25 protein-coding genes are annotated in these 25031 nt (G+C 66.7%); 11 read left to right on the top strand and 14 right to left on the bottom strand.

The window, feature by feature from the left end; genetic code table 11:
• Positions 1-10: 10 nt before the first annotated feature.
• The 5 genes from moeA to E5P2_RS14585 form a co-directional block, all read right to left on the bottom strand.
• Positions 11-1324: a molybdopterin molybdotransferase MoeA gene (gene moeA / locus E5P2_RS14605; RefSeq protein ID WP_162567859.1), complete on the bottom strand. Its 1314-nt coding sequence runs from the start codon at positions 1322-1324 to the stop codon at positions 11-13.
• Complete coding sequence (gene mobA / locus E5P2_RS14600; protein WP_174262726.1) at positions 1321-1962, bottom strand: molybdenum cofactor guanylyltransferase MobA; 642 nt, start codon at positions 1960-1962, stop codon at positions 1321-1323. Before mobA ends, moeA begins: the two co-directional genes overlap by 4 nt.
• A gap of 2 nt (positions 1963-1964) precedes the next feature.
• Positions 1965-3086 (bottom strand): GTP 3',8-cyclase MoaA, encoded by a 1122-nt coding sequence (gene moaA / locus E5P2_RS14595; RefSeq protein WP_162567857.1) that lies wholly within the window; start codon positions 3084-3086, stop codon positions 1965-1967.
• Positions 3087-3141: 55 nt separating this feature from the next.
• A complete protein-coding gene (locus E5P2_RS14590; RefSeq protein WP_162567856.1) occupies positions 3142-3903 on the bottom strand; it encodes an SDR family oxidoreductase in 762 nt (253 codons plus the stop codon).
• A gap of 63 nt (positions 3904-3966) precedes the next feature.
• Positions 3967-4623 carry a helix-turn-helix domain-containing protein gene (locus E5P2_RS14585; RefSeq protein WP_162567855.1) on the bottom strand — a complete coding sequence of 219 codons (657 nt, stop codon included), beginning with the start codon at positions 4621-4623 and terminating at the stop codon, positions 3967-3969.
• Between the two features lie 40 nt (positions 4624-4663).
• Here E5P2_RS14585 and argE point away from each other — a divergent pair, with 40 nt between their 5' ends.
• The 4 genes from argE (at position 4664) to E5P2_RS14565 (ending at position 9246) form a co-directional block, all read left to right on the top strand.
• Positions 4664-5857 carry an acetylornithine deacetylase gene (argE, locus tag E5P2_RS14580; protein ID WP_162567854.1) on the top strand — a complete coding sequence of 398 codons (1194 nt, stop codon included), beginning with the start codon at positions 4664-4666 and terminating at the stop codon, positions 5855-5857.
• Positions 5858-5925: 68 nt separating this feature from the next.
• The gene (locus E5P2_RS14575; protein WP_443083552.1) at positions 5926-7209 is read left to right on the top strand and encodes an MFS transporter; all 1284 of its coding nucleotides are present in this window, start codon (positions 5926-5928) and stop codon (positions 7207-7209) included.
• 31 nt (positions 7210-7240) lie between these two features.
• Positions 7241-8245 (top strand): threonine/serine dehydratase, encoded by a 1005-nt coding sequence (locus E5P2_RS14570; protein ID WP_162567852.1) that lies wholly within the window; start codon positions 7241-7243, stop codon positions 8243-8245.
• Entirely contained in the window at positions 8242-9246 is a 1005-nt protein-coding gene (locus E5P2_RS14565; protein WP_162567851.1) for an ornithine cyclodeaminase family protein, read from the top strand. The genes E5P2_RS14570 and E5P2_RS14565 overlap by 4 nt, the downstream gene beginning before the upstream one ends.
• Here E5P2_RS14565 and E5P2_RS14560 read toward each other — a convergent pair whose 3' ends face one another.
• Complete coding sequence (locus E5P2_RS14560; RefSeq protein WP_162567850.1) at positions 9247-10680, bottom strand: aldehyde dehydrogenase family protein; 1434 nt, start codon at positions 10678-10680, stop codon at positions 9247-9249.
• 49 nt (positions 10681-10729) lie between these two features.
• On the bottom strand, positions 10730-11284 hold the full coding sequence (locus E5P2_RS14555) for a peroxiredoxin (RefSeq protein WP_162567849.1): 555 nt from the start codon (positions 11282-11284) through the stop codon (positions 10730-10732).
• A 117-nt stretch (positions 11285-11401) separates the two neighbouring features.
• On the opposite strand from E5P2_RS14555, the gene E5P2_RS14550 reads away from it, so the two are divergent.
• The 4 genes from E5P2_RS14550 to E5P2_RS14535 all read left to right on the top strand — a co-directional run bounded on the left by E5P2_RS14550 (position 11402) and on the right by E5P2_RS14535 (position 14396).
• Positions 11402-12979, top strand: coding sequence for a phospholipase D family protein (locus E5P2_RS14550; protein ID WP_162567848.1), 1578 nt, complete (start codon positions 11402-11404; stop codon positions 12977-12979).
• A 75-nt stretch (positions 12980-13054) separates the two neighbouring features.
• Positions 13055-13402, top strand: a complete 348-nt coding sequence (locus E5P2_RS14545; RefSeq protein ID WP_174262670.1) for a hypothetical protein — start codon at positions 13055-13057, stop codon at positions 13400-13402.
• Complete coding sequence (locus E5P2_RS14540) at positions 13399-13632, top strand: hypothetical protein (RefSeq protein WP_162567846.1); 234 nt, start codon at positions 13399-13401, stop codon at positions 13630-13632. The genes E5P2_RS14545 and E5P2_RS14540 overlap by 4 nt, the downstream gene beginning before the upstream one ends.
• Before the next feature lie 269 nt (positions 13633-13901).
• Positions 13902-14396 carry a hypothetical protein gene (locus E5P2_RS14535; RefSeq protein ID WP_232080704.1) on the top strand — a complete coding sequence of 165 codons (495 nt, stop codon included), beginning with the start codon at positions 13902-13904 and terminating at the stop codon, positions 14394-14396.
• Here the strand turns inward: E5P2_RS14535 and E5P2_RS14530 are convergent.
• Both E5P2_RS14530 and E5P2_RS14525 read right to left on the bottom strand, forming a co-directional pair.
• Complete coding sequence (locus tag E5P2_RS14530) at positions 14383-15237, bottom strand: metal-dependent hydrolase (protein ID WP_162567844.1); 855 nt, start codon at positions 15235-15237, stop codon at positions 14383-14385. The genes E5P2_RS14535 and E5P2_RS14530 overlap by 14 nt on opposite strands.
• Before the next feature lie 52 nt (positions 15238-15289).
• Positions 15290-17770 (bottom strand): sodium-translocating pyrophosphatase, encoded by a 2481-nt coding sequence (locus E5P2_RS14525; protein ID WP_162567843.1) that lies wholly within the window; start codon positions 17768-17770, stop codon positions 15290-15292.
• A gap of 254 nt (positions 17771-18024) precedes the next feature.
• Here E5P2_RS14525 and ppa point away from each other — a divergent pair, with 254 nt between their 5' ends.
• Positions 18025-18552: an inorganic diphosphatase gene (gene ppa, locus E5P2_RS14520; RefSeq protein WP_162567842.1), complete on the top strand. Its 528-nt coding sequence runs from the start codon at positions 18025-18027 to the stop codon at positions 18550-18552.
• Here ppa and E5P2_RS14515 read toward each other — a convergent pair.
• Entirely contained in the window at positions 18542-19960 is a 1419-nt protein-coding gene (locus E5P2_RS14515; RefSeq protein ID WP_162567841.1) for a M20 family metallopeptidase, read from the bottom strand. The two genes, ppa and E5P2_RS14515, sit on opposite strands and share 11 nt — an antisense overlap.
• Positions 19947-21176: a GNAT family N-acetyltransferase gene (locus tag E5P2_RS14510; protein WP_162567840.1), complete on the bottom strand. Its 1230-nt coding sequence runs from the start codon at positions 21174-21176 to the stop codon at positions 19947-19949. The genes E5P2_RS14515 and E5P2_RS14510 overlap by 14 nt, the downstream gene beginning before the upstream one ends.
• A gap of 126 nt (positions 21177-21302) precedes the next feature.
• Here E5P2_RS14510 and E5P2_RS14505 point away from each other — a divergent pair, with 126 nt between their 5' ends.
• Complete coding sequence (locus E5P2_RS14505) at positions 21303-22997, top strand: NAD+ synthase (RefSeq protein WP_162567839.1); 1695 nt, start codon at positions 21303-21305, stop codon at positions 22995-22997.
• The gene (locus E5P2_RS14500; protein WP_162567838.1) at positions 22994-23332 is read left to right on the top strand and encodes a P-II family nitrogen regulator; all 339 of its coding nucleotides are present in this window, start codon (positions 22994-22996) and stop codon (positions 23330-23332) included. Before E5P2_RS14505 ends, E5P2_RS14500 begins: the two co-directional genes overlap by 4 nt.
• 123 nt (positions 23333-23455) lie before the next feature.
• On the opposite strand, the gene E5P2_RS14495 is transcribed toward E5P2_RS14500, so the two are convergent.
• Genes E5P2_RS14495 through E5P2_RS14485 form a run of 3 tightly spaced genes read right to left on the bottom strand, consistent with a single transcriptional unit; the run spans position 23456 to position 25031 of the window.
• Entirely contained in the window at positions 23456-24046 is a 591-nt protein-coding gene (locus tag E5P2_RS14495) for a TIGR00730 family Rossman fold protein (protein ID WP_162567837.1), read from the bottom strand.
• A gap of 29 nt (positions 24047-24075) precedes the next feature.
• Positions 24076-24468 (bottom strand): diacylglycerol kinase, encoded by a 393-nt coding sequence (locus E5P2_RS14490; RefSeq protein WP_162567836.1) that lies wholly within the window; start codon positions 24466-24468, stop codon positions 24076-24078.
• The gene (locus E5P2_RS14485; protein ID WP_162567835.1) at positions 24465-25031 is read right to left on the bottom strand and encodes an RDD family protein; all 567 of its coding nucleotides are present in this window, start codon (positions 25029-25031) and stop codon (positions 24465-24467) included. Before E5P2_RS14485 ends, E5P2_RS14490 begins: the two co-directional genes overlap by 4 nt.

Genomic DNA, 25031 nt, shown 5'->3' with positions numbered 1-25031 from the left:
CCTGCGGGGACTACACCATGCCGTCGAACATCATCACGTCGACCGGCTCGCCCGCCGCCACGCTGCCCTGGTCATGGTGCAGCACGACCAAGCCATTGGCTTCGACCATGGAGCTCAGCACGCCCGAGCCCTGGTTGCCGGCAATGCGCACCTCGGGCAGCGCGCCGGGCACCGTCTCCACCCAGCCGCGCTGGTACTCGGTGCGGCCGGGCTTCTTGCGGATTGCGCCGACGCTGGTTGCGCGCAGCAGCGGCGGCGGCGCGGCGCAGGCCTCGTTGCAGCCCATCATCTGCAACAGCGCCGGCCGCACGAAGGCCAGGAAGGTCACCATCACCGCGACCGGGTTGCCGGGCAGGCCGAACAGCACGGCAGCGCCTTCGCCGTCGCCGCGCCGCGGGATCCGCCCGACCGCCATCGGCCGGCCGGGCCGCATGGCGACGCGCCAGAAGGCCATGTCGCCGAGCTGCTGCATCACGGCACGCGTATGGTCCGCTTCGCCGACGCTGACGCCGCCGCTGGTGATGATCGCGTCGGCCTCCATGGCGGCGCGGCGCAGCGCGGATTCGAGCGAGGCCGGATCGTCGCGCACCAGGCCGAGGTCGATCACCTCGCAGCCGAGCCGCGTGAGCAGGCCGAACACGGTGTAGCGGTTGCTGTCGTAGACGGCGCCCTCGCGCGGCACCTCGCCCAGGCTCAGGATCTCGTCGCCGGTGGAGAAATAGGCGACGCGCAGCCGGCGCAGCACCGGCACCATCGGCAGCCCGAGGCTGGCGACCATGCCGAGCGCGGCCGGCGAGAGGCGCTCGCCGCGCTGCAGCGCGGGCTGGCCCTGCATCAGGTCCTCGCCGGCGAAGCGGCGGTTGTCGCCGCGTCGCAGGACCTTGGCGGGGAAGCGGACCGCATCGCCTTCGATGTTGCAGAACTCCTGCGGGATCACGGTGTCGAGGCCGGCGGGCATCATCGCGCCGGTCATGATCTTCACCGCCTCGCCTGTGCCGACCGTGCCGCGCCATGCCGCGCCGGCCAGCGCGGTGCCGACCACGCGCAGACTCACCGAGGTGTCGATGGACGCGTCGCCTTCGAGGAGGGCGCCGTCGAACGCGAAGCCGTCCATCGCCGAGTTGTCGTGCGGCGGCACGCTGACCGGCGACACGATGGCCTCGGCCAGCACGCGGCCGAGCGCGTCGCGCAGTGCAATGCGCTCGCTCTGCGTCACGACCGCGGACGCCGCCAGCCGGGCCAGGAACGCGCGCACGTCATCGACGCCGAGGGCCTGGGGGTCGTAGCCGGCCAGGGCGCCGGCGATCTCCGCGACGCTCGTCATCTCGAAGCTTCCAGCGCGTGCAGTTCCGCGAGCGTGTTGGCGTTGAAGAAGGCGTCGGGCGCATCGCCGGTGCGACCGAAGGGAACGAGCACCGTGCGGTGCTGCGCCGTCCAGGCGTCGATCTTGCGGCCGCCGTTCTGCGTGAAGCGCACCAGGCTGTCGAGCAGGGTCTTGCGCAGCAGGCAGAACACGGGCTGCGGCCGCAGCACCGGCGCGGCACCCGTTGCGGCGATGGCTTCGGGCGCATCGACCATCGCGATCTCGGCATCGGCGGCCGCCAGCGCGCCGGCCAGCCGGCTCGCCAGATCGAGCGGGAACAGCGGCGTGTCGCAGGGCACCGTGAGCAGGTAGGGCGTTTCGCAGTGCTCCAACCCGATCAGGAAGCCGGCGAGCGGGCCGGCATAGTCGGCCAGTCCATCCGGCCACACCGGGGCGCCGAAGGATGCGTAGGTCGGGAGATTGCGGTTGGCATTGACCATGATCCGGCCGACCTGCTGGCCGAGCCGCGTGACCGCATTCATGGCGAGCGGCACGCCGTTGAAGTTCTGCAGGCCCTTGTCGATGCCGCCCATGCGCGAGCCACGGCCGCCGGCGAGCACGAGCCCGGTGATCTCGGCGGCAGCGACGGCGCCTGCCATGCTCATCCGCCGATGTAGCTCATCTCGACGCGGCGCGGCGCGGACGCGTCGCCGTCGTCGGGGCCGCGCAGCGCCCGCAGTTCGGAGTAGCGGTCGGTGCGGCCCTGCCAGATGCGGCCGACGGCTGACGCGATCTGCGTGTCGTCGGCATCGCCGCGCAACAGCGGGCGCAGGTCGTGGCCGGCACTGGCGAACAGGCACAGGTAGAGCCTGCCCTCGGTCGACAGGCGTGCCCGGCTGCAATCGTGGCAGAAGGCCTGCGTCACGCTGCTGATCACGCCGATCTCGCCGCCGCCATCGCGGTAGGCCCAGCGCTGCGCGGTCTCGCCCGGCGCGCTGGCCTCGAGCGGCGCGAGCGGAAATTCCTCGGCGATGCGGCGCACCACCTCGGCCGAAGGCAGCACCTCGTCCATGCGCCAGCCGTTGGTGGCGCCGACGTCCATGTACTCGATGAAGCGCAGCACCACGCCCGTGCCGCGGAAGTGCCGCGCCATCGGCAGCACTTCCTGCTCGTTGGTGCCGCGCTTGACGACCATGTTGACCTTGACCGGTCCGAGCCCCGCGGCCTGGGCCGCATCGATGCCTGCGAGGACTTCGGCCACCGGAAAGTCGACGTCGTTCATGCTGCGGAACACGGCGTCGTCGAGGCCGTCGAGGCTCACGGTCACGCGCTGGAGACCTGCGGCCTTCAGCGCCACGGCCTTGCGCGCGAGCAGCGAGCCATTGGTGGTCAGCGTGAGGTCCAGCGCCTGGCCGTCGGGCGTGCGCAGCGCGGCCAGTTGCTCGACCAGGCGCTCCAGGTTCTTGCGCAACAGCGGCTCGCCGCCGGTGAGCCGGATCTTGCGCACGCCGTGCGTCGCGAAGATGCGCGCGAGCCGGGTGATTTCCTCGAAGCTCAGCAGCGCGCTGTGCGGAAGGTAGCGGTAGTCCTTGTCGAACACTTCTTTCGGCATGCAGTAGCTGCAGCGGAAGTTGCAGCGGTCGGTCACGCTGATGCGCAAATCGGTCAGCGGCCGGGCCAGCCGGTCGAGCAGCACGCCGGTGGCCGGCACCGCGCGCTCCGGCAACGCCGCAACGCGGCGGGGGCGGCCGATCTCGGAGACGGGGACGACGTGCTGGCTCATGGGAGAGGCCAATTTAACGCATCGCCTGCGCCGCGCGGCCTCCAAGGGTACTTATTTAGACGCAGCGCGCGCCATCGACCTCGATGCAGACGCCGCTGATGAAGGACGCCTCGTCGCTCGCCAGGTAGAGCGCCGCGTTGGCGACGTCGAGCGCGGTGGAGAAGCGCCCGAGCGGGATGGTGGCGCGGAACTTGGCCTTGCGTTCTTCGGTGAGCGGGCCGCCGGCGAATTCGGTCGCGAGGCCGGTGTCGGGGTTGAACACCGGGTTCAGGCAATTGACGCGGATGTTGTCCGGGCCGAGCTCGGCGGCGAGCGACTTGCTGGTGGTGATGACCGCGCCCTTGGAGCCGTTGTACCAGGTGAGGCCGGGGCGCGGGCGCACGCCGGCCGTGGAGGCGATGTTGATGAAGGAGCCGCCGCCGTTGGCGCGGAAGGCCGGCACGGCATGCACCGTCGAGAGGTAGATGCTTTTGACGTTGACGGCGTAGCAGCGGTCGAACTCGTCCTCGCTCACCTCCAGCGCCGGACGGTTGCGGTGCGTCCAGCCGGCGTTGTTGACCATGACGTCGAGCTTGCCGTGGCGCTGGACCGCGGCCTCGACCAGCGCCCTGACTTCGGCCGACTTCGTGACGTCGGCCGCGAAGAAAGAAGCGCGGCCGCCTGTGCGCAGGATGGCCTCGACCACCTGTTCGCCCAGCGCGGGGTTGATGTCGTTGACGATGACTTGCGCACCTTCGGCCGCGAGCCGCTTGGCGATGCCTTCGCCGATGCCGCCGCCGGCACCGGTGACGATGATGGATTTGTCCTTGACGCGCACGTTGTGTCTCCTGGAAAAATGCAGCGGGGCAGTGTATCGCCCGCGACCGCGCGGCGTTTTCGTTCAGGCCGGGCCGTCCAGCAGTGCACCGCCGGGTTGGTTGCAGCAGACCACGAGGATTTGCGCGCCTTCGTCGCCGCCGTTCACGTACAGGTGGCCGAGGCCGCTGTCGAAGTAGATGCTGTCGTGCTTGCCCAACTGCTCGACGCGTCCGTCGGCGAAATGCATCTCCAGCATGCCGTCGAGCACGAAGATGAATTCCTCGCCCGGATGCTTGCTGAACTGGCCGGGGCGCAGCAGCGAATGGGCCTCGACGCGGCCGAGCATCGGCGTCATCTTCTTCGCGCTCACCTTCGTCGCCAGCATGCCGTAGAGGTAGCGCTCGGAGTGGTATTCGACGACGTCCTCGCTGCGCGTCACCACCACGCTGCCGGGGATGAAGCCGGCCGGCTGGCTGCCGAACAGGGTCGACAGGTCCAGTTGCAGGGCGCCTGCCAGGGCGGCGAATTTCTCGTAGCTGAGCGCGAGCAGGCCGCGCTCGGCCTTGGAAATGGAGGCCACCGACACCTGTGATTTCTGCGCCAGCTCGGCCAGGGTCAGCCGCTGCGCCTGGCGGGCGTTGCGCAGGCGCGCGCCGAGTTCGGTCTTGTCCAGCACGATGCTGTGGCCCGGCGCGGAGGGGGCAGGAGGCGGGGGCGAAGAGGGCGTGGCTGCTCGCATGAAATTTTCTTATCTGAAAAATTTTGTATAAGATGAATCCGTGGACGCCCGCAACGCCTCTCCCTCAACGCCGATTTCGCTCCCCTGGATCGAGAAGCTGATTCAGTTCGACACCACCAGTTTCGAGTCTAACCTCGGCCTTATCGAGACCGTCCGAGACTACCTGGGACAACAGGGCCTCACGTCGATGCTCAGCCACGAGGCGACGGGCAAGAAGGCGAACCTCTTCGCCACGCTGCCGGCAGCGGACGGTTCGACCCAGGGCGGCATCGTGCTCTCGGGCCATACCGACACGGTGCCGGTCACCGGCCAGGCCTGGGACAGCGGCCCCTTCGAACCCGTGGTGCGCGACGGCAAGCTGTTCGGCCGCGGCGCCTGCGACATGAAGGGCTTCGTCGGCGTGGCGCTTTCCATGCTGCCCGAGATGAAGGCGGCGCGGCTTCGGGAGCCGATCCACTTCGCGTTCTCCTGCGACGAGGAACTGGGCTGCACCGGCGCGCCCTACATGCTGGCGGACCTGAAGGCGCGCGGCATCCGGGCCAATGGCTGCATCGTGGGCGAGCCGACCGACATGCGCGTCATCGTGGCGCACAAGGGCATCAATGCCTACCGCTGCCGCGTGCATGGCCATGCGGCGCATTCATCGCTGACGCCGCAAGGCCTCAATGCGATCGAGTACGCCGCCCGGCTGATCTGCTTCATCCGCGACCAAGCGGACGCGTTCCGCCGGAGCGGCCCTTTCGACGATGCCTTCGACGTGCCCTTCACCACGCTGCAGACCGGCCTGATCCAGGGCGGCATCGCGCTCAACACCATTCCGGCGGATTGCGAGTTCAGCTTCGAATACCGCAATCTTCCGGGCGTGGACCATGGCGCCATCATCGAACGCATCAAGGACTACGCGGCGAACACGCTGCTGCCGCGGATGAAGGGCGAGCATCCGGCCGCCGCCATCGAGTTCGAGCTGCTCGCCATCGCGCCCACGCTGGACGCCTCCGAGCAGGCCGCCATCACGCAGCTGGTGCGCGCGTTGACCCAGGACCGCGGCGTGCGCAAGGTGGCCTACGGCACCGAGGCCGGCCTGTTCGCGCAGATGGGCGTGCCGTCCGTGATCTGCGGGCCGGGCAACATCGAACAGGCCCACAAGGCCAACGAATACGTCACGCTGGCACAGCTCGGGCAGTGCGAATCCTTTCTGCGCAAGCTGATCCGCAGCATGTCCGTCGCGGCCTGAACGCACGGGCATCGAAGAACTATTCCAACAGCGACAAGAGAGACAAGAGAGACAAGACCATGGCCCACGTGCACGCTCCATCCGGCTTCCAGAGCCTTTCTCCCTTGGCCGTGACGCCGCCCTGGCGGGCCGTCGTCTCGGCATCCATCGGCAATGCGCTCGAGTGGTTCGACCTCGTGGTCTACGGCTTCTTCGCGGCGACGATCTCGAAGCTGTTCTTTCCCACCGGCGACGACACGGTCTCGCTGCTGCTGACCCTCGGCACCTTCGGCGTGTCCTTCTTCATGCGGCCGCTGGGCGCGGTACTGATCGGCGCCTATGCCGACCGCTCCGGCCGCAAGGCGGCGCTGACGCTGTCGATCGTGCTGATGTTCACCGGCACGCTGTTGATCGCCATCGTGCCGACCTACGGCAGCATCGGCCTGCTCGCGCCGGCCGTGCTGGTGGTGGCGCGGATGATCCAGGGCCTGTCCGCCGGCGGCGAGTTCGGCAGCGCCACTGCCTTCCTGGCGGAGCACGCACCGCACCGGCGCGGTTTCTTCTCGAGTTGGCAGGTCGCCAGCCAGGGCCTGACCACCTTGCTGGCCGCGGGTTTCGGCGCGGTGCTGACCAGCACGCTCTCGGCCGAGCAGATGGCCGCGTGGGGCTGGCGCATTCCCTTCATCTTCGGCCTCGTGATCGGACCGGTCGCCTACTACATCCGCCGCAACGTCGATGAGAGTCCCGAGTTCGCGCAGATCCAAGCGACGACCACGCCGCTGCGCGACACCTTCCGCGATCAGAAGGAGCGCCTGCTGCTGGCGATCGGCATCGTGATCCTGGGCACGGTGGCCACTTACCTGGTGCTCTTCATGCCGACCTACGGCGTCAAGCAGCTCGGTGTGCCGGCTTCGGTGGTGTTCACCGCCACCCTGATGGTCGGCTTGATCCAGATGCTGCTCGCGCCCTTCATCGGCCACCTCTCGGACACCGTGGGCCGCGTGCGCATCATGCTGACCGCCGCGGTCTTGCTGCTGGTGCTGATCTATCCGATGTTCGCGCTCCTGGTCGCGCGGCCCAGCTTCGGCACGCTGCTGCTGGTGGAGATCGTCTTCGGCTTCCTGATGACCGCGTACTTCGCGCCGGTGCCGGCCCTCTTGTCCGAACTGTTTCCGACCCAGACCCGCACGACCGGGCTGTCCTTGAGCTACAACACGGCCGTGACGATCTTCGGCGGCTTCGCGCCCTTCATCCTGACCTGGCTGATCAGCGTGACCCACGACAAGTTGTCGCCCAGCTATTACCTGATCTTCGCCGCCATCGTCAGCATCGTCGCGCTGTTGTTCACGCGCAGCCGGCTCGGCTTCAAGTAGCAAGAACATTCAACGCATTCGACATTCATCAATGACCCAGACTCCCGATCTCATAGACGGCCAACCGATGCCGACGCTGGACGCCATCCGCGAACTGGCGAATGCGCTGAAGCCCTATGTGTACGCGACGCCGACGCTGGACAAGGACGCGCTCTCCACGCTGCCCGACGCCCGCATCAACTTCAAGTTCGAGCTGCTGCAGGCCAGCGGCACCTTCAAGGCGCGCGGGGCCTTCTCCAACCTGCTGGCGCTCAGCCCCGAACAGCGCAAGGCAGGCGTGACCTGCGTGAGCGCGGGCAATCATGCGGTCGCGGTTGCCTATGCGGCGATGAAGCTGGGCATCAGCGCCAAGGTGGTGATGATCAAGACCGCGAGCCCGTTCCGCGTCGGCCTGTGCCATCAATACGGCGCCGAGGTCGTGATGGCCGACAACGGCGCGGCGGCGTTCGAGCGCGTGCATCAGATCGAGAAGGAAGAAGGGCGCTTCTTCGTGCATCCCTTCAGCACTTACCGCACGGTGCTGGGCACGGCCACGCTCGGTTACGAGTGGGCGATGCAGGCGCCGAAGCTCGATGCGGTGATCGTGCCGATCGGCGGCGGCGGGCTCATGGCGGGCGTTGCCACTGCGTTCAAGCTGGTGCAGCCTGCATGCAAGGTCTATGGCGTGGAACCCGAGGGCGCGGACGCCATGGCGCAGAGCTTCGAGACCGGCGGCCCGATCAAGATGGGCCCGATGCAGGGCATTGCCGACAGCCTGATGGCGCCGCACACCGAGGCCTACAGCTACACGCTGTGCCGCAGGAATGTCGACCAGCTGGTGACAGTCTCGGACGACCAGATCCGCCGCGCGATGGTGAATCTGTTCGAGGAGCTCAAGCTCTCGCCCGAACCGGCCTGCGCGGCTGCGACGGCGGGCTTGCTCGGACCCTTGCGCGAAGAGTTGAAAGGCCAGCGCGTGGGTGTACTGCTGTGCGGTACCAACACCGACCTGGGCACGCTCACGAAGCATCTGGACGCTGCGCGCGCACTGCCATGAGTGCAGGCGGGCCCGCTCCTGTTCTCTTTCTCGGGCAAGAGGATGTAGCGCGGCTGCTGAGCGTCGCGGCTTGCATCGACGTGATGTCCGATGCCATGGCGGCGCTGGCGCGTGGCGAGGTGCACCAGCCGCTGCGGCAGATCGTGCGTCCGCCCGATGCCAAGGGACTGCTGGGCCTGATGCCTGCGTACATCGGCGGCGCACAGCCGGTCTACGGCGCCAAGACGGCCGGGTTCTTTCCGGGCAACAGCGCGCTCGGGCTGGATCCGCATCAAGGCTGCGTGCTGCTGTTCAGCGGCGAGACCGGCGCGCTGATGGCCGTGATGTCGGCCTCCGAAATCACCGGCATCCGGACCGCCGCGATGACGGGCCTGGCGACGCGCCTGCTGGCGAGGCCCGAGGCCTCGCGGCTCGCGCTGATCGGAAGCGGGCATCAGGCGCACTGGCAGCTGCAGGCCGCGGCGGCGGTTCGACCGCTGGCGTCGGTGAGGGTGGCAGCGCGTACGCTGGCGAGTGCCCGCGCGTTCGTGGCGGCGGAGCAGCCGAACTACGGCTTCGCGATGGAGGCCGCCGAATCCGTCGATGCGGCGGTGCGCGATGCAGACATCGTGATCACCGTCACGAACGCCTCCGAGCCCATCCTGCGGCGTGATTGGATCGCACCGGGCACGCACATCAACGCCGTCGGCTCCAGCACGCCTTCGCATTGCGAGATCGAGCCGGCGTTGATGGGGCGCGCCTCGCTGTTCGTCGACCGGCGTGAATCGACGCTCAATGAATCGGGTGACTACCTGAATGCCTTTCGCGGCGGCCTGGTGTCGCCCGCGAGTCTGCTGGCGGAGATCGGCGAGCTGGTCATCGGACGGCATCCGGGGCGCACCGGAGGCGACGAGGTGACGCTCTTCAAGTCCCTGGGCATGGCGCTGGAAGACGTCGCCGCGGCGCGCTGGCTGTATGAGCGGGCCGGTGCAACCGGCGTCGGCACCCGGCTGCAGCAATGACTAGCCGTGGCGCACGGCCACCGTCTTCAGCGTCGTGAAGCCGTACAGCGCCTCGAAGCCCTTCTCGCGCCCATATCCCGAGGATTTCACGCCGCCGAAGGGCAGCTCGACGCCGCCGCCCGCGCCGTAGTTGTTGATGAAGACCTGGCCGCTCTTCACCCGCTTGGCCATGCGGAACTGGCGTGCGCCGTCGTTCGTCCAGATGCCGGCGACCAGGCCGAACTGCGTTGCGTTGGCCAGCGCCACGGCCTCGTCCTCGTCGCGGAAGGCCATCGCGGCGAGCACCGGGCCGAAGACTTCCTCTTGCGCCAGGCGATGGTTCACCGGCACGTCGCGCAGCAGCGTGGGCGCCTGGTAGAAGCCGGTCTCGGGCGCCTCGTCGACCACGCGGCCCTGCGCCACCATCGGAATGCCGGCATGCTGCGCATCGGAGAGGAAGTCCCACACGCGCTGTTGCTGCGTCTGGCGGATCAGCGGACCGACGTCGAGGTCCATCGCGGCCGGCCCGACCCGCAATGCCTCGAAGGCGCGCCCGAGGCGGTCGAGCAGGGCCTCGTAGATGTCGCGCTGGACCAGCACGCGCGAGCCGGCCGAGCAGGTCTGGCCGGCGTTCTGCACGATCGCGTTGATCAGCACCGGAATGGCCGCGCCGAGGTCGGCATCGGCAAAGACGATCTGCGGGCTCTTGCCGCCGAGTTCGAGCGTGACCGGGCAATGGCGTTCCGCCGCGACCTGCTGGATCAGCGTGCCCACCTTCGGGCTGCCGGTGAAGCTGATGTGGTCGATGCCCTCGTGCCGCGCCAGCGCATCGCCGACTTCATGGCCGTAGCCGGTCACGATGTTGAGCGCGCCGGGCGGAAAGCCGACCTCGGCCGCCAGCTGCGCGACCCGGATCAGCGACAGGCAGGCATCTTCGGAAGGCTTGACCACGCACACGTTGCCGGCCGCCAGCGCGCCGCCCACGCTGCGGCCGAAGATCTGCATCGGGTAGTTCCACGGAATGATGTGGCCCGTGACGCCGTGCGGCTCGCGCCAGGTGAAGACGCTGTAGCCTTCCTGGTAGGGGATCGTTTCGCCATGCAGCTTGTCGCATGCGCCGGCGTAGAACTCGAAGTAGCGCACCAGGGCCAGTGCATCCGCGCGCGCCTGCTTGACCGGTTTGCCACAGTCGCGTTGCTCGATCAATGCGAGCTCGTCGACGTGCTCGGCGATCTTCTGCGACAGCTTGTGGAGCAGCCGCCCGCGGTCGGCCGCGCTGACCTTGTGCCATGTGGTCTCGAAGCAGTCGCGCGCGGCGCGCACGGCGGCATCGATGTCGGCGGCGTCGCCGCGCTGGAGCTGGTCGAAGACCTGCCCATCGGAAGGATCGATCACGGGCAGCGTGCGGCCGGACGCGGAAGCAACGCTTTCGTTGCCGATGTAGTGGAGTTGCATGGCCGAAATTGTGCGCGAAACCAGCCGGCAGTCGCGCGCAGCGGGTCTTTCAGCGGGATGCGGTGGTCTTCGGCAGGGCTTTGATCGCGTTGAGCATGCGCTCGACGTGCTTGTCCGGATTCAGGTTCTGGTAGTAGTAGGCGACCTTGCCATTGGGCGTGACCACGTAGGAGAGCCGGTTGGCGAAATCGGGCCGTGTCTGCATCAGCGCGTCGAAGCCTTCTATCACGGTCTTCGATTGATCCGAGGCGACCGGAAAGCGGCTCTGGCAGGAGCGCACCGAGAACTTCTGCAGCGTGTCGATGTCGTCGGCCGAGACGCCGATCACGGTGGCGCCGAGCGCGGCGAACTGATCGATCGCTTCGGCAAAAGCGTGCGCCTCGATCGAGCAGTCGTTGGTGTCCGCTGCCGGGAAGAAGTACACCACCACCGGTCCCTTGGCCAGCGCATCGGCCAGCGAGTAGCGGAAGGTCTTGCCGCCGAGCGCCGCGTTGGCGGTGAACTTGGGCACGGGGTCGCCGATGTCCAGCGCGGCGAAGGCCGAAGGGACGGCCGCGGCGGCGAAGGCAAACAAGGCGAAGCGCGCAAGAATCTGGGGGATCATGGTGTAACTCCCGGGTGAGGGAAAGCGAATTCTAGGACTGCAGGATATGTTGCGACAGCCTGAAACCGGCGCGCGATCCGTGGCGTATTCTGAGCAATCAATAGGAGAGGAATCCATATGACGTCCGCACTGACTCGCCTGTTTCGGATGGTCCTGCTGTGCGCAGGGACGGCAGCCCTGGTCGCGTGCGGGTCGCTGCCACCTGCGCACGAGCGCGCTGCCCAGACCGCGGCCCAACCCGACCCTTCGACCCGGCTGGCGAAGATCGCCGCCGACTCGACGCCGCCGGGCGAGCATTCCGGCTTTCGCCTGATGCCGCTGGGCGTGTACTCGCTGGATGCGCGCGTGCAGCTCGCGCAGCGGGCGCAGCAGTCGCTGGTCGTCCAGTACTACCAATTCGAGAACGATGCCACCGGTCGGCTGCTGATGCGCGCGCTGCGCGAGGCGGCCGGGCGCGGCGTGAAGGTGCGGGTGCTGGTGGACGACCTGTACACCACGAAGAGCCAGCAGCCGCTGCTGGCGCTGTCGCAGGTGCCGAACGTGCAGGTGCGCCTGTTCAATCCTTTCTGCTGCGGTCGGGACGGTTTCCTATCGCGCTTCATTGCTTCGCCGCAGGAGATCTCGCGGCTCAACCACCGCATGCACAACAAGCTCTTCATCGCCGACGGCGTGATGGCGGTCGTCGGCGGGCGCAACATCGCCGACGAATATTTCGTCCTCAGCCAGGCGCAGAACTTCATCGACATGGATGCGCTGGTGGTGGGCAAGGTCGTGCCGCAGCTCGAGATGATCTTCGACACCTACTGGAACGCCGAGCAGGTCTGGCCGATCGGCGAGATCGTGCACGGGGAGGGCGGCCGCCAGCCGACGATGGAAGACTTCGACAACTGGATAGGCATGGCCGCGCCGCCGCCGAAGATCGAACTGCCGCCAGCCGACGTCCTCGGCTACGGCCCGATCGCGGAAGAGCTGGATGCCGGCCGCATGGGCCTGCTGTGGGGCGAGGCGCGCGCTATCGCGGACCCGCCGAACAAGCCCACGTACATGACCGACGACGAGGCACTCGCCACCAGCGTGACCATGAAAGTCTGGGGCCTGCTGCTCGATGCGAAGACCGAGGTGGACCTGACCTCGCCCTACCTGGTGCCGGGCGAGAAGGGCATGGCGGCGTTCGACGATCTTTCCAGGCGCCACGTCAAGCTGACGCTGCTGACCAACTCGCTGGCGGCCAACGACGAGCCGCTGGTGCACACCGGCTACGCGCGCTACCGGCAGCGGCTGCTCGCCGGCGGTGCCGATCTCTACGAGCTGAGTCCGGAGCGCACCACGGCCAGCAAGCGTTTCGGCATGTTCGGCCATTCGCTCGGCCGGCTGCATGCCAAGACGGCGGCTATCGACCGGCGGCGCATCTTCGTCGGCTCGATGAACCTCGATCCGCGCTCGGCGACGCAGAACACCGAGATGGGCGTGGTGGTCGACAGCCCGCAACTGGCACGCGAGATGCTGCGCGTGATCAACATCAGCAAGCTGCAGAACTCGTACCGCCTGCGGCTGGCCAAGGATTCGGGCACGCTCCAGTGGCTGACGAACGATGGCGAGAAGGAGATGATCCTGACCTCCGAGCCGGAGTCGAGCTTTTTCCAGCGTTTCTACAACTCGCTGATTGCGCCGATCGTGCCGGAGATGTTGCTGTAGCCTCGGGGGGTGACGCAAACCTTTCGCAACCGGGGTGCCCCTTGTATTCGGCCTCCGCCTCCCCACATGCTGGGCATGAACGCTATCAACACCCCGGTGCCCAAGACCGATCTGGCGGTGACGCATGTGCTTGCGCAGCTCCTCGAGCGGCTCGATCACAGCGCCGTGCCAGTGGGCCCCGAGCAATACCGTTCGGTCGTGATGCACCTGGTGGACGAGTTCCGCGACGTGGAGCCCGGCACCCGGCTCGGCGAACTGCTGGACGCCTATCCGGCTGCCGCCGAGGTGTATGAAAATCTCAACTACCAGCACGCGGGGCTGTGCCGCTCCGCGCTGGACAGCTCTCTGGCCGCAGAACTCGGCGCCCGCGAGGCGATTGCCCGTGCCATGCGCCGCCCCGATACGGACAGCGCCGCTTCATGAGCAAGGCCGAAGTCAAGACGACCGTGGTGGCCGACGGCCTGCGCTACAAGGCGAAGGCCTCGGGTTCGCCCTTTCGGGCGTCGGCGTCGTTCAGCGGCGCGACGATGTCCTGCTTCATGTGCGGCAAGCATCGCGTGCGCTCCCAGATGAAAACCCGCCAGCTGCTTGGCAAGTCGCAGACGGTCTGCGCGCCTTCGTGCAAGGCGCTGGACGAGATCGTCGATTCTTGACATTTGCGAAGCCCGATTACTACTTCAGGCTTCTATCAAACCGGCCAATTTCGATCTACAGTTAGAAACAATTGATGCAAATCATTGCATCAATGCGAAAGTTCTAACCAGTGATCGATGCCAATGAGCCCGTCCAAAGCCATCGACTTGCCTGATCCGGGGATGCGTCCGTCACGCGGAAAGGATCGGGTCCAATGAGTTCCATTCGCCACGTCATCATGCAGGTCGTCAAGCGCTCAGGTGGCGCGACGCATCATGTGGAGTTCTGCATGGACGACAACTTCGCGGAGCGCCTGCGGCAATTGCGTTCGCTCGTGCCGCCACTCAACAGCCTCAACAAGCAGCGTGATCTTGTCATCGACAAGGTCCGCGTTCGCTTGCCCACCGCAGTCTGGCGATGCGGTGGCGACGTCGACAGCAGCGTGGACGGCTCCTGCATCGTGATCGCCGCTGAAGGTTTCTTCAATTGCGGCGGCAAGGACAGGAAGACCAAGGAAAAGCTGGTCACCTACACCTTCCCCATCGCGCGCCTGATCGAGCTGCACGTGGAACGACCCCAGGGCGAGACCTTCTATATCCGCGATGGCATCTTCACCAACGACGAACCGGCGGATTCCCCCGCCGGCCGCTGGGTTGCATCGCTGCATGAACTGGAGGTGATGCGTGTGCCGGAAGGGCCGTCCGATTTCGACACGCTCCAGGGTGTTCCGCTGCGAACAGACCAGGGCACGCTGCCCACGGCGCACGGCCTCAGCCTGAACTGAGCGTCGCCTCGGGCTCCGGCGCAGGTGTCTTCACAGGCACGAACCGGGCATTGTTGTCGGCCAGCCAGCGCTGCGACAGCGCGTCGTCCTGTTGGGAGGGATGGAAATCCCTGCGCAGGTAGCACCACCAGCCGTTCCAGCTTTGTCGCAGCAGTCCTTCGCGACCCCACAGCAGGCGCATGCCGCTGCGCCAGGTGGAGAACTTCCAGAACTGGCCTTCACGACGCAGATTGGAGGCCGTTTGCCGCAGCAGGTCGCAAAGGAAGATCGTCGTGATCCGGCGGAACCAGCGCACCCGCCACTCGTGTGAACCGTCGACGGCTCGATAGAGATCGAAGGCCGTGCTGCGATGCTCGAGTTCTTCGGCCGAGTGCCAAAGCCACATCGTGCGCAGCCTTGTCTCGGCGCCGTCGAGCAGTTGCGGATGGGCGAGCAGCCAGCCGGCGAACATCGCGGTGAAATGCTCCGTCGCCGCAGTGATGGCCAGTGCGTGGCGCGGATCGGCATCGGCGAGCGGCTGCAGGCGCTTGCTGGCTCGCGGTGTCCAGCCGTCGCGAAGTCCTTGCGCTTCCAGGTGCGCGTTGAAGAGCGCGTGAACGCGCCGGTGCGCGGCCTCTTGTCCGATGAAGGCCTGCATCTCGGCATGGTGCGCCTGTTGCAATGCCTCCGGGGAACTGCCGAGCGCGCGACGCACGGCGTCGATGAAGAACTGCTCGCCGAATGGAAAGCTCATCGACAGTGCATTGAAGAATGCGGTCGCGAAAGCATCATCGCCGCACCAGTCGTGCGCAAAGGGCGGCTGCAGGTCGATCAACAGGCGGCGGACAACGAGATGGGTCATGGACGTAAACCGCTCGATTGTCCGCCGCGCCCGCAGCGAAAGGCGATTGGCCTTACTGGAGTTTCACCTCGACTCGGCGTGCCTCGGTGGGCGACCCGTCGGCCTGTGCCTGTGCCGGCTTGGCGAGTTCGATCTTGTCTTCCGGCGCCCCGGCCGTCTTGAGCGCGGTGCTCACTGCTACCGCGCGCTGCTTGGCAAGTTCGGCGTTTTTCTCCGGATCGCCGCTGGCGTCGTGATAGCCGCTGACCAGCACGCGTGTGCCGCCTTGCGCGGCCTTCGCGATGTCGGCCAATGCTTCGGCGGAGCCCGTGGGCACTTCGGCGCTGCCGCTGGCGAAATAGAACTTGACCACGCCGTTCTCGGTCTTGATCGAGCCGCCCGCATCGGCGGCCGGCGCAACAGCCGCAGCGGGTGCGACGGCAGGCACCGGCGCCGCGGGCGGGGGCGCCATGGCGGCGGCCTCGCCGCCGTGGAACTTGACCACCAGCGGCACGATCAGCAGCGCGACGATGTTGATGATCTTGATCAGCGGATTCACCGCCGGGCCGGCCGTGTCCTTGTAGGGATCGCCCACGGTATCGCCGGTGACGGCGGCCTTGTGCGCTTCGGAGCCTTTGCCGCCGTGATGGCCGTCCTCGATGTACTTCTTGGCGTTGTCCCACGCGCCGCCGCCGGTGCACATCGAGATTGCGACGAACAGGCCGGTGACGATGGTGCCCATCAGCAGGCCGCCGAGCGCCTTCGGGCCGAGCAGCAGTCCGACCAGGATCGGAACCACCACGGGCAGCAGGCTGGGGATCATCATTTCCTTGATCGCCGCGCCGGTCAGCATGCTCACGGCCTTGCCGTACTCGGGCTTGCCGGTGCCTTCCATGATGCCCGGGATGTCGCGAAACTGACGGCGCACTTCCTCGACCACTGCGCCGGCCGCGCGGCCCACGGCCTCCATCGCCATGGCGCCGAACAGGTAGGGGATGAGGCCACCGATGAAGAGGCCCACGATCACCAGCGGGTCGCTCAGGTTGAAGCTGATGGCCTGCCCGAAGCTTTCGAGCTTGTGCGTGTAGTCGGCGAAGAGGACCAGCGAAGCCAGCCCGGCCGAGCCGATGGCGTAGCCCTTGGTGACGGCCTTGGTGGTGTTGCCTACCGCGTCCAGCGGATCGGTGACGGCGCGCACGCTGGCCGGCAGATCCGACATCTCGGCGATGCCGCCAGCGTTGTCGGTGATGGGGCCGTAGGCATCGAGTGCCACCACGATGCCGGCCATGCTGAGCATGGCTGTCGCGGCCACCGCGATGCCGTAGAGACCGGCAAGCGTGTACGAGCACAGGATCGCGATGCAGACGAAGATCACCGGCCAGGCAGTGGAGCGCATCGACACACCGAGGCCCGCGATGATGTTGGTGCCATGGCCGGTGGTGGAGGCCTGCGCGATGTGCTGCACCGGCGAATACTGCGTGCCGGTATAGAACTCGGTGATCCACACCAGCGCCGCCGTCAGCGCCAGGCCGACGAAGCAGGCGCCGAACAGCTTGAACTGGCTGCCCGTGGGGGCGATCGCGTTGTCGGGAATCAGCCAACTCGTGACGAACCAGAAGGCGATCAGCGACAGGAAGCCCGCGACCGCCAGGCCCTTGTAGAGCGCGGGCATCACGTTGGTCATGCCCGGCGAGGCCTTGACGAAGAAGCAGCCGATGATCGAAGCGATGATCGACACGCCGCCCAGCGCCAGCGGGTACAGCACCGCGTTGACAGGCGCCGCAGCGACCATCAACGAGCCCAGCACCATGGTTGCGATCAGCGTCACGGCGTAGGTCTCGAACAGGTCGGCGGCCATGCCGGCACAGTCGCCGACGTTGTCGCCCACGTTGTCGGCGATCACGGCCGGATTGCGCGGATCGTCTTCCGGAATGCCGGCTTCGACCTTGCCCACCAGGTCGGCGCCGACGTCGGCGCCCTTGGTGAAGATGCCGCCGCCGAGCCGCGCGAAGATCGAGATCAGCGAGGAGCCGAAGGCGAAGCCGATCAGCGGGTTGAGCACGGTCGCAAGGTGGCTTGCGTCCGAGGGGGCGCTGCCGTTGCTCGCGAGGAACCAGTAGAAGCCCGAGACACCCAGCAGGCCGAGGCCAACGACCAGCATGCCTGTGATGGCGCCGCCGCGGAACGCGACATCGAGCGCCGGGCCGATGCCCTTGGTCGCGGCCTGTGCGGTGCGCACGTTGGCCCGGACAGACACGTTCATGCCGATGAAGCCGCAGGCGCCCGAGAGCACGGCGCCGATCACGAAGCCGACCGCGGTCGTCGCATCGAGAAAGATCCCGATCAGGATCGCCAGCACGATGCCGACGATGGCGATGGTGCGGTATTGCTTCGCGAGATAAGCCGCCGCGCCGGTCTGGATCGCCGCGGCGATTTCCTGCATGCGGGCGTTGCCCGCGTCCTTCGAAAGAATCCAGCTGCGCGCCCAGAAACCATAGGCTACGGCCACGAGGCCGCAGACCATGGCGAGGACGAGTGGGATGTTGCCAGTCATGCCTTGCTTCTCCAGTAGTTCGTTGTGACTCTGTGGAGACGAAAGCACAGGCCCCTGCGCGCAACGCGTACGGGTCAGTGCTTCCGCCGCGTTGCTTCCTCGAAGCCCCGGTGCTTTCGAACACCGAGGCCGATTGGCCAACGGGCGCAATTTACAGGGAAAACCGCTTTTTCGTGCGACGGGCCCGTGACACGGAAAGTAAACTTCGGGTTTGTCCGCATCCCACTACAACTTTCAACTACTCGAAGACGAACATGTCCCTCGGTCAAGTCTCCCCCGGCAAAGACGCTCCTGAAGCTTTCAACGTCGTCATCGAAATCCCGATGAACGCCGACCCGATCAAGTACGAAGTCGACAAGGAGTCGGGCGCGATCTTCGTCGACCGCTTCATGACCACCGCGATGCACTATCCGACCAACTACGGCTACGTGCCGCAGACGTTGTCGGGCGACGGCGATCCGGTCGACGTGCTGGTCATCACGCCCTGGGCGCTGGTGCCGGGCGTGGTGGTGCCGTGCCGACCGATCGGCATCCTGATGATGGAAGACGAAGCCGGCGTCGACGGCAAGGTGCTCGCCGTGCCGACCGACAAGGTGCTGCCGATCTACAGCCACTGGAAGAAGGTGGAGGACGTCAATCCGATGCGCCTGAAGGCCATCACCCATTTCTTCGAGCACTACAAGGACCTGGAAGCGGGCAAGTGGGTCAAGGTGCTGGGCTGGGAAGGCATCGATGCCGCCAAGAAGGAAATCCTGGACGGCATCGCCAACTTCAAGAAGTAGGGCACGGCGCCCCGGTATGCCAGGGGGCGTTCGAGGCGGCATCGCCCAGGTCCCAGTAGAGGCCGGCCATGATCTGCAGGCCTTCGCGGGCCAGTGGCGCCAGCAGGTGCTCGTTGGGCGCGTGCTGCGCGCAAGCCGGATAGGAATGCGGCACCCACAGGGTGGGCAGGCCCAGCAGATCGGCAAACACATCGTTCGGAAGCGACCCTGCCAGGTTCGGCAGCACGTCGGGACGCTGGCCCGTGCTCTCCTCGATGGAGCGTTGCGCCCAGACGACCCAGGGGTTGTCGACATCGAGCCGGGTGGCGGCACCTTCCAGCGTGACCTGCACTTCGACCTGCTCGAACCCGCGCGCATCGAGATGGGCGCGGACGATGGAGGCCAGATCCTGCCAGGGCGTGCCGACCACGAAGCGCAGCTGGCAATGTGCCACCGCCTCGGCCGGAATCGCGTTGACCGGCCTCTGCGGTGAACCGGCGCCGAGCGCGAGGACCTCGATCGTGTTCCACGCCATCAGCCGCTCGGCCGGGCTCAGGCCGGGTTCGCCCCAGTCGTCGTCGATGGCGGGATCGTCGGGGCCGTCGCCGATCTCGATGGTTGCGAGCGCCTCGCGCACCGAGGCAGGAATGTCGCGCGGCCGCAGCGCATCGACCAGGATCCGGCCGTTCGCATCCGCCAGCGTCGCCACGGCATGGCTCAGCTGCGTCGCCGGATTGGCGAGCACGCCGCCCCAGTTGCCCGAGTGGTGGGCGCGCTGACGGGCGCGCAGGCGAAGGCTGAAGTTGACGGCCCCTCGCGAGCCGAGGAACAGGGTTGGCCGTTGGGCGCTGACCCGCGGTCCGTCGCAGGCGATCAGCAGGTCGGCGCGAAGCCGATCGGCCTCTTGCCTGCAGACTTCGTGCAGTCCGGGCGAGGCGGCTTCCTCGCCCATCTCGAGCAGCAGCGTCAGGTTGTAGCCGAGCTGGCCGCCGCGTGCATGCAGGACCTGCGCGAGCGCACCGAGGTTGATGGTGTGCTGGCCCTTGTTGTCTGCGGTGCCGCGGCCGTACCAGCGCTCGCCCTCGATCGTGAGGGCCCAGGGCTGCAGGCCTTCGCGCCACTGTGCGTCCTGGCCGCTGACCACGTCGCCATGGCCATAGGTCAGCACCGTTGGCAGGTCGGCATCTTCGATGCGGCGCGCGATCAGAAACGGGCCGCCGTTCGGCGCCGGATTGGCGATCAGTTCGCAGACGAAGCCGATTTGCTCTAGCGTCGGAGTGATTTCCGAGCGCAGGTAGGCATCGAGCGAGGGTGGGACCGTGCCGGTGTCGCCCTCGGTCCTGAAGGCGATGCGTCGCTGGAGGTCCGTGAAGAATCCGCCCTCATCGAAATAGGCGGCTGCGGCGCGGAGGCAGTCATTGCGGGTCATGGTCGTTCGGTCGCTGGCCCACCGACCTGAACGGGCTGCGTTCGCCGAGGTGGTCCATGTAGTTGTCGATGCCCGCGCCTTCGCGTTCGAGAAAGCGTTCCACCGCGTCGGCGAACGCCGGGTGCGCAAGCCAATGCGCGCTGGTGGTTTTCACGGGCATCAGTGCGCGCGCCATCTTGTGCTCGCCTTGCGCACCGCCTTCGAAGCGATGCACGCCGTGCTCGATGCACCACTGAAGCGGCTGGTAGTAGCAGGCCTCGAAGTGCAGGCAGTCCACGCGCTCCAGCGCACCCCAGTAGCGTCCGTAGGCAACGATCGGATCTGCCGAGGCACCAGCGCCTGTCGAAGCTGCGGACAACGCGATGAGGCTCGTCGCGATCGGCTTGCCGTGGCGCTCGGCGACGAAGAGGAGCCAGGCCTCCGGCATGGTCACGGCCATGCGCTGGAAGAAGTCGCGGCTCAGGTAGGGCGGATTGCCGTGCTCGCGGTAGGTGCGGGCATAGCAGCGGTAGAAGAAATCCCAGTCGGCCTCGTCGATGTCGGCACCGAGCGACCAGCGAAAGCTCACGCCGGCATCGTGGACCTTGCGGCGTTCCTGGCGGATCTTCTTGCGCTTGTCGTGCGACAGGCTGGCGAGGAAGACATCGAAGCTGGTCCAGCCCGATGTGTCGCCGCTGGCCGCCGCGGGCTGATTCTCCCAATGGAATTGGACGGTATGTCGCAGCATCAGGCCTGCATCCGCGCAGGCGGCGATGTCCGGATCGTCGCCGAACAGCAGGTGCAGGGACGAAAGCGCTTCTTCCTTGCACCACGCAATCAGTGCCTGCACAAGCAGCGCCCGGCTTTGCGCGTCGCGTGCGAGCAAGCGCGCGCCCGACACCGGCGTGAACGGCACAGCGACGACGGCCTTGGGATAGTAGGCGAGCCCATGCTGCTCATAGGCGTTGGCCCAGGCCCAGTCGAAGACGTATTCGCCATAGGAGTGGCCCTTGACATAGAGCGGACAGCCGGCGAGCAACTGCTTGCCACGCCACAACGTGACGAAGCGCGGCGTCCAGCCGCTTGCGGGGGATGCGCTGCCGCTTTCGTGCAGCGCCGCCAGGTAGGCATGGCGCATGAACGGGGAGGGCGCGGCCTGTTGTGCAAGCAATCCATCCCAGGCTGCTGCATCGATCTCGCACGGCGAGCGGTGAATGCGAATGATCGGATCGGTCAATGGAGTCTTGTCGGCCTGGTCACCCGTCGAGGGTAACAGCCGAAGCGGCCGAAGGTGCAATGCACACCGGGGCCAGGGTCTCCGGGGGCGAATGACATAATCGATCAAGCCCTTTGCTTGCTCTGTATGACACTGAAACTCGCCATCGCGCAGCTCAATTTCGTGGTGGGCGACCTCCCCGGCAACGCGCAGAAGATCATCGGCGCGGCGCGTGCTGCCTACGAACGAGGCGCGCGGCTGCTGCTGACGCCCGAGCTCTCGATCTGCGGCTACGCGGCCGAGGATCTTTTCCTGCGTCCGGCCTTCATCTCCGCCTGCGATGATGCCGTCAGAACGGTCGCCCGCGAACTCGCAGACTTGGCCGGCATGGTGGTGGTCGTCGGGCATCCCACCGGCAGCAGCCTGCGCAGCAGGTCTGTCGCCGTGCAGCTGCGCTCCAACGCGGCCAGCGTCCTGAGCGAAGGCCGCGTTCTCGAAACCTATGCCAAGCGCGAACTGCCGAACTACCAGGTGTTCGACGAGCGCCGCTACTTCACACCGGGCCAGGGCGTGTGCGTGTTCGAGGCGGGCGGCGTGGCGGTCGGGCTGCTGATCTGCGAGGACGCCTGGTTCGAAGCACCCGCGCAACTCGCGAAGCAGGCTGGCGCCGAAATTCTGGCCGTGATCAATGCGTCGCCCTTCCATGTCGGCAAGGAAGGCGAGCGGGTCGCGCGAATGGCGGAACGCGCGAAGGCGGTGAATCTGCCGCTGGTCTATGCGCATCTGGTGGGTGGCCAGGACGAGGTGGTGTTCGACGGCGCCTCTTTCGCGCTGCAGGCGGATGGCAGCATCGCGCTGCAGGCGGAAAGCTTCAAGGAACAGCTGGTCTTTGCAGAAGCGGAGCGCGGCGCCGGCGGCGTCGAGTTCGCGAGCAACGAGGCCGCGGTGGTGGCGCCGCGTGACGCCGAAGCCCAGCTCTGGGATGCGCTGGTCATGGGGGTTCGCGACTACATCGGCAAGAACGGTTTTCCGGGCGCGATCCTCGGCTTGTCGGGCGGCATCGATTCGGCGCTGGTGCTTGCCATCGCAGTCGACGCCCTGGGCAAGGACAAGGTGCGGGCCGTGATGATGCCCTCGCCCTATACCGCCGACATCAGCTGGATCGACGCCCGGGCGATGGCCGAGCGGCTCGGCGTGCGCTACGACGAGATCTCGATCAAGCACACGTTCGAGTCGTTCCGGGGCGCGCTGGCCGAGGAGTTCAAGGGTCTGGCCGAGGACACGGCCGAGGAGAACCTGCAGGCCCGCATTCGCGGCACCCTGCTGATGGCCTTGTCCAACAAGTTCGGCTCGATCGTCCTGACCACCGGCAACAAGAGCGAAATGGCGACCGGCTACTGCACGCTGTACGGGGACATGGCGGGCGGCTTTGCGGTCATCAAGGACCTGCTGAAGACGACCGTGTTCGCGCTGGCGCGCTGGCGCAATGCGCACGATCCGTATGGCACCGGCTTCGAGCCGATCCCCGAGCGCATCATCACGCGGCCGCCGAGCGCGGAGCTTCGACCCGACCAGACCGATCAGGACAGTTTGCCGCCTTACGACATACTCGATGGCATCCTGTCGCGCTACATGGAAGACGACGAAGGCATCGACGAGATCATCGCCGCCGGCTACGACCGTGCGGTGGTGGAGCGGGTGGCGCGACTGATCAAGATCAACGAATACAAAAGGCGCCAGGCGCCTGTGGGCATCCGGGTTAGCCACCGAAGCTTCGGCAAGGATTGGCGATACCCTATCACCAGCAAATTCAACGAAACCGCCGGAAGAAAGACCGCATGAAGCAGATCACCGCCATCGTCAAACCGTTCAAGCTCGACGACGTGCGCGAGGCCTTGGCCGAGGTCGGCGTCACCGGGCTCACCGTGACCGAAGTCAAGGGCTTTGGCCGCCAGAAAGGCCACACCGAGCTCTATCGCGGCGCGGAATATGTGGTGGACTTTCTGCCGAAGATGAAAGTTGAGGTCGTGGTCAACGAGGCCGACGTCGATCGCTGCGTCGATGCGATCGTGGGTGCCGCCCGGACCGGAAAGATCGGCGACGGCAAGATCTTCGTCACGAACGTCGAGCGCGTGGTGCGCATCCGCACCGGCGAGGAAGACGAAGCAGCGGTGTAGGTTGCTCGCCCCCAGGCTGCGCGCACTTCGTGTCGCTTCGCCAACCCCCTGCCGGGGGCGGGCCGGCCGCTTCGGGCGGCCGGGCGCGGCGGCCCTCCCGAAAAAACCCGGTTCTGAGCGCCGTTAGAGGACTTCGGCGAGCTTGTCGCCGCGGGGGTGGCGGCGAGCCTCTTCGACCAGCGCTTCGAGCAAGGCCGGGGCTTCGTTGCCGGTGCGCACCAATCCCATCTGCCATTCACCCATGAAGCCTTCGCGCACGCTGTGTGCGAGGAACGCGAACAGCGCGTCGTAGTAGCCGGCCGCATTCAGGATCCCGATTGGCTTGTCGTGGTAGCCGAGCTGGCGCCAGGTCCAGATTTCGAACAACTCCTCGAAGGTTCCGATGCCGCCCGGCATCGCAAGGAAGGCATCAGCGCGTTCGCCCATCATGGCCTTGCGCTCGTGCATCGTGTCGACGACGTGCAGCTCGTCGCTGAGGCGGTTCGCGAGTTCCTTGTCCACCAGGGCCTGGGGAATGATGCCGACCACGCGCCCGCCGGATGTGCGGGTAGCGTTCGCTAATGCACCCATCAGGCCGGTACGACCGCCGCCGTAGACCAGCTGGCCCCGATGTTCGCCGATCCAACGGCCAACCGCTTCGGCGATGCCGGTGAACTCGGGGCGTTCGCCGGCACGCGAACCGCAATACACGCAAATCGAAAAGGCTGGAGTCATCCCCCGATCATGCCGCGCTCTGATGGAACCTAAGTGGCAAAGCGTTGCCACAATGCTGCCAGCCAGACACCGCCGCACAGGAGGATGGACAAAAGCACTGCGGCGCTGCCCATGTCCTTGGCACTCTTGGAGAACGAATGCCACTCCGGACCGATCCGGTCGACCGCGGCTTCGATGCCGCTGTTGAGCAACTCGACGATCAGCACCAGCACGATGGTGGCGGCGAGCAACGCAGTTTCCACCCAGTTGCTGCCGACCCAGAACGCCGCCGGCAGCATGAAGACCGCAAACAGCACTTCCTGTCGGAAGGCAGGCTCTTTCCAGCCGGCGCAGAAGCCGTCCAGCGAGATGAGCACCGCGTGCCAGATTCGGATCAGACCGCGGCGTGACTTTTGCGGATTGGCCGGGGTGTCGGGGCTCATCGTCGGCTGAGCGGTGCGGACGGAATGAGGCGGGTTCCGGCCCAGGCGTCGTGCCAGAACTGGTGCTCGGGATGGAACCGGGACAACATCGCCCAGACTGCGACCCAGCCGAAGATCAGCACCGTCGATTCGCCGCCCCCCAGCTTGAAGGGCGCAATCGCCGCGAGCGATGGTAGGAACCACACCCAGCTCAGCAAGTAGCGCAACAACGCGCGGCCCTGGGTCAGCGGACGGCCGAACCGGTCGACAATGCGCAGGCCCCAGGTCTTCATGGCCAAGGTCTGGCCGTGTATCCAGAACCAGACGAAATAGACGCCGAAAACCACGAACAGGAACGCCTGGAGCAAATGCCTGCGCGAATCCATGGCGTCCCGCATCTGGCCGAGCGTGCTGAACAGCCATCCAGCGACGAACACTACTGCGAAGAGCAGCATCCCTTCATAGATCCAGCAGGCCATCCGGCGCCAGAGTCCGGGTGCGGTCAACACGGCTGCAGCAAGCGCCTGAGCATCAGGTGAAGAAGCGTCGTCGGAGGTGGAAATTTCGGGGGAACTGGATGCCAT

This window comes from Variovorax sp. SRS16 (assembly GCF_901827165.1).
In the GTDB taxonomy this organism is placed as follows: Bacteria; Pseudomonadota; Gammaproteobacteria; order Burkholderiales; family Burkholderiaceae_C; genus Variovorax.
This window is presented reverse-complemented; position numbering and strand designations above follow the sequence as displayed.

Excerpts from the sequence above, each read along its gene's own strand:
- moeA (WP_162567859.1), bottom strand. The coding sequence starts at position 1,324 with ATGACGAGCGTCGCGGAGATCGCCGGCGCCCTGGCCGGCTACGACCCC.
- mobA (WP_174262726.1), bottom strand. The coding sequence starts at position 1,962 with ATGGCAGGCGCCGTCGCTGCCGCCGAGATCACCGGGCTCGTGCTCGCC.
- moaA (WP_162567857.1), bottom strand. The coding sequence starts at position 3,086 with ATGAGCCAGCACGTCGTCCCCGTCTCCGAGATCGGCCGCCCCCGCCGC.
- E5P2_RS14585 (WP_162567855.1), bottom strand. The coding sequence starts at position 4,623 with ATGCGAGCAGCCACGCCCTCTTCGCCCCCGCCTCCTGCCCCCTCCGCG.
- E5P2_RS14570 (WP_162567852.1), top strand. The coding sequence starts at position 7,241 with ATGACCCAGACTCCCGATCTCATAGACGGCCAACCGATGCCGACGCTG.
- E5P2_RS14565 (WP_162567851.1), top strand. The coding sequence starts at position 8,242 with ATGAGTGCAGGCGGGCCCGCTCCTGTTCTCTTTCTCGGGCAAGAGGAT.
- E5P2_RS14560 (WP_162567850.1), bottom strand. The coding sequence starts at position 10,680 with ATGCAACTCCACTACATCGGCAACGAAAGCGTTGCTTCCGCGTCCGGC.
- E5P2_RS14555 (WP_162567849.1), bottom strand. The coding sequence starts at position 11,284 with ATGATCCCCCAGATTCTTGCGCGCTTCGCCTTGTTTGCCTTCGCCGCC.
- E5P2_RS14550 (WP_162567848.1), top strand. The coding sequence starts at position 11,402 with ATGACGTCCGCACTGACTCGCCTGTTTCGGATGGTCCTGCTGTGCGCA.
- E5P2_RS14545 (WP_174262670.1), top strand. The coding sequence starts at position 13,055 with ATGAACGCTATCAACACCCCGGTGCCCAAGACCGATCTGGCGGTGACG.
- E5P2_RS14540 (WP_162567846.1), top strand. The coding sequence starts at position 13,399 with ATGAGCAAGGCCGAAGTCAAGACGACCGTGGTGGCCGACGGCCTGCGC.
- E5P2_RS14535 (WP_232080704.1), top strand. The coding sequence starts at position 13,902 with ATGGACGACAACTTCGCGGAGCGCCTGCGGCAATTGCGTTCGCTCGTG.
- E5P2_RS14530 (WP_162567844.1), bottom strand. The coding sequence starts at position 15,237 with ATGACCCATCTCGTTGTCCGCCGCCTGTTGATCGACCTGCAGCCGCCC.
- E5P2_RS14525 (WP_162567843.1), bottom strand. The coding sequence starts at position 17,770 with ATGACTGGCAACATCCCACTCGTCCTCGCCATGGTCTGCGGCCTCGTG.
- ppa (WP_162567842.1), top strand. The coding sequence starts at position 18,025 with ATGTCCCTCGGTCAAGTCTCCCCCGGCAAAGACGCTCCTGAAGCTTTC.
- E5P2_RS14515 (WP_162567841.1), bottom strand. The coding sequence starts at position 19,960 with ATGACCCGCAATGACTGCCTCCGCGCCGCAGCCGCCTATTTCGATGAG.
- E5P2_RS14505 (WP_162567839.1), top strand. The coding sequence starts at position 21,303 with ATGACACTGAAACTCGCCATCGCGCAGCTCAATTTCGTGGTGGGCGAC.
- E5P2_RS14500 (WP_162567838.1), top strand. The coding sequence starts at position 22,994 with ATGAAGCAGATCACCGCCATCGTCAAACCGTTCAAGCTCGACGACGTG.
- E5P2_RS14495 (WP_162567837.1), bottom strand. The coding sequence starts at position 24,046 with ATGACTCCAGCCTTTTCGATTTGCGTGTATTGCGGTTCGCGTGCCGGC.
- E5P2_RS14490 (WP_162567836.1), bottom strand. The coding sequence starts at position 24,468 with ATGAGCCCCGACACCCCGGCCAATCCGCAAAAGTCACGCCGCGGTCTG.
- E5P2_RS14485 (WP_162567835.1), bottom strand. The coding sequence starts at position 25,031 with ATGGCATCCAGTTCCCCCGAAATTTCCACCTCCGACGACGCTTCTTCA.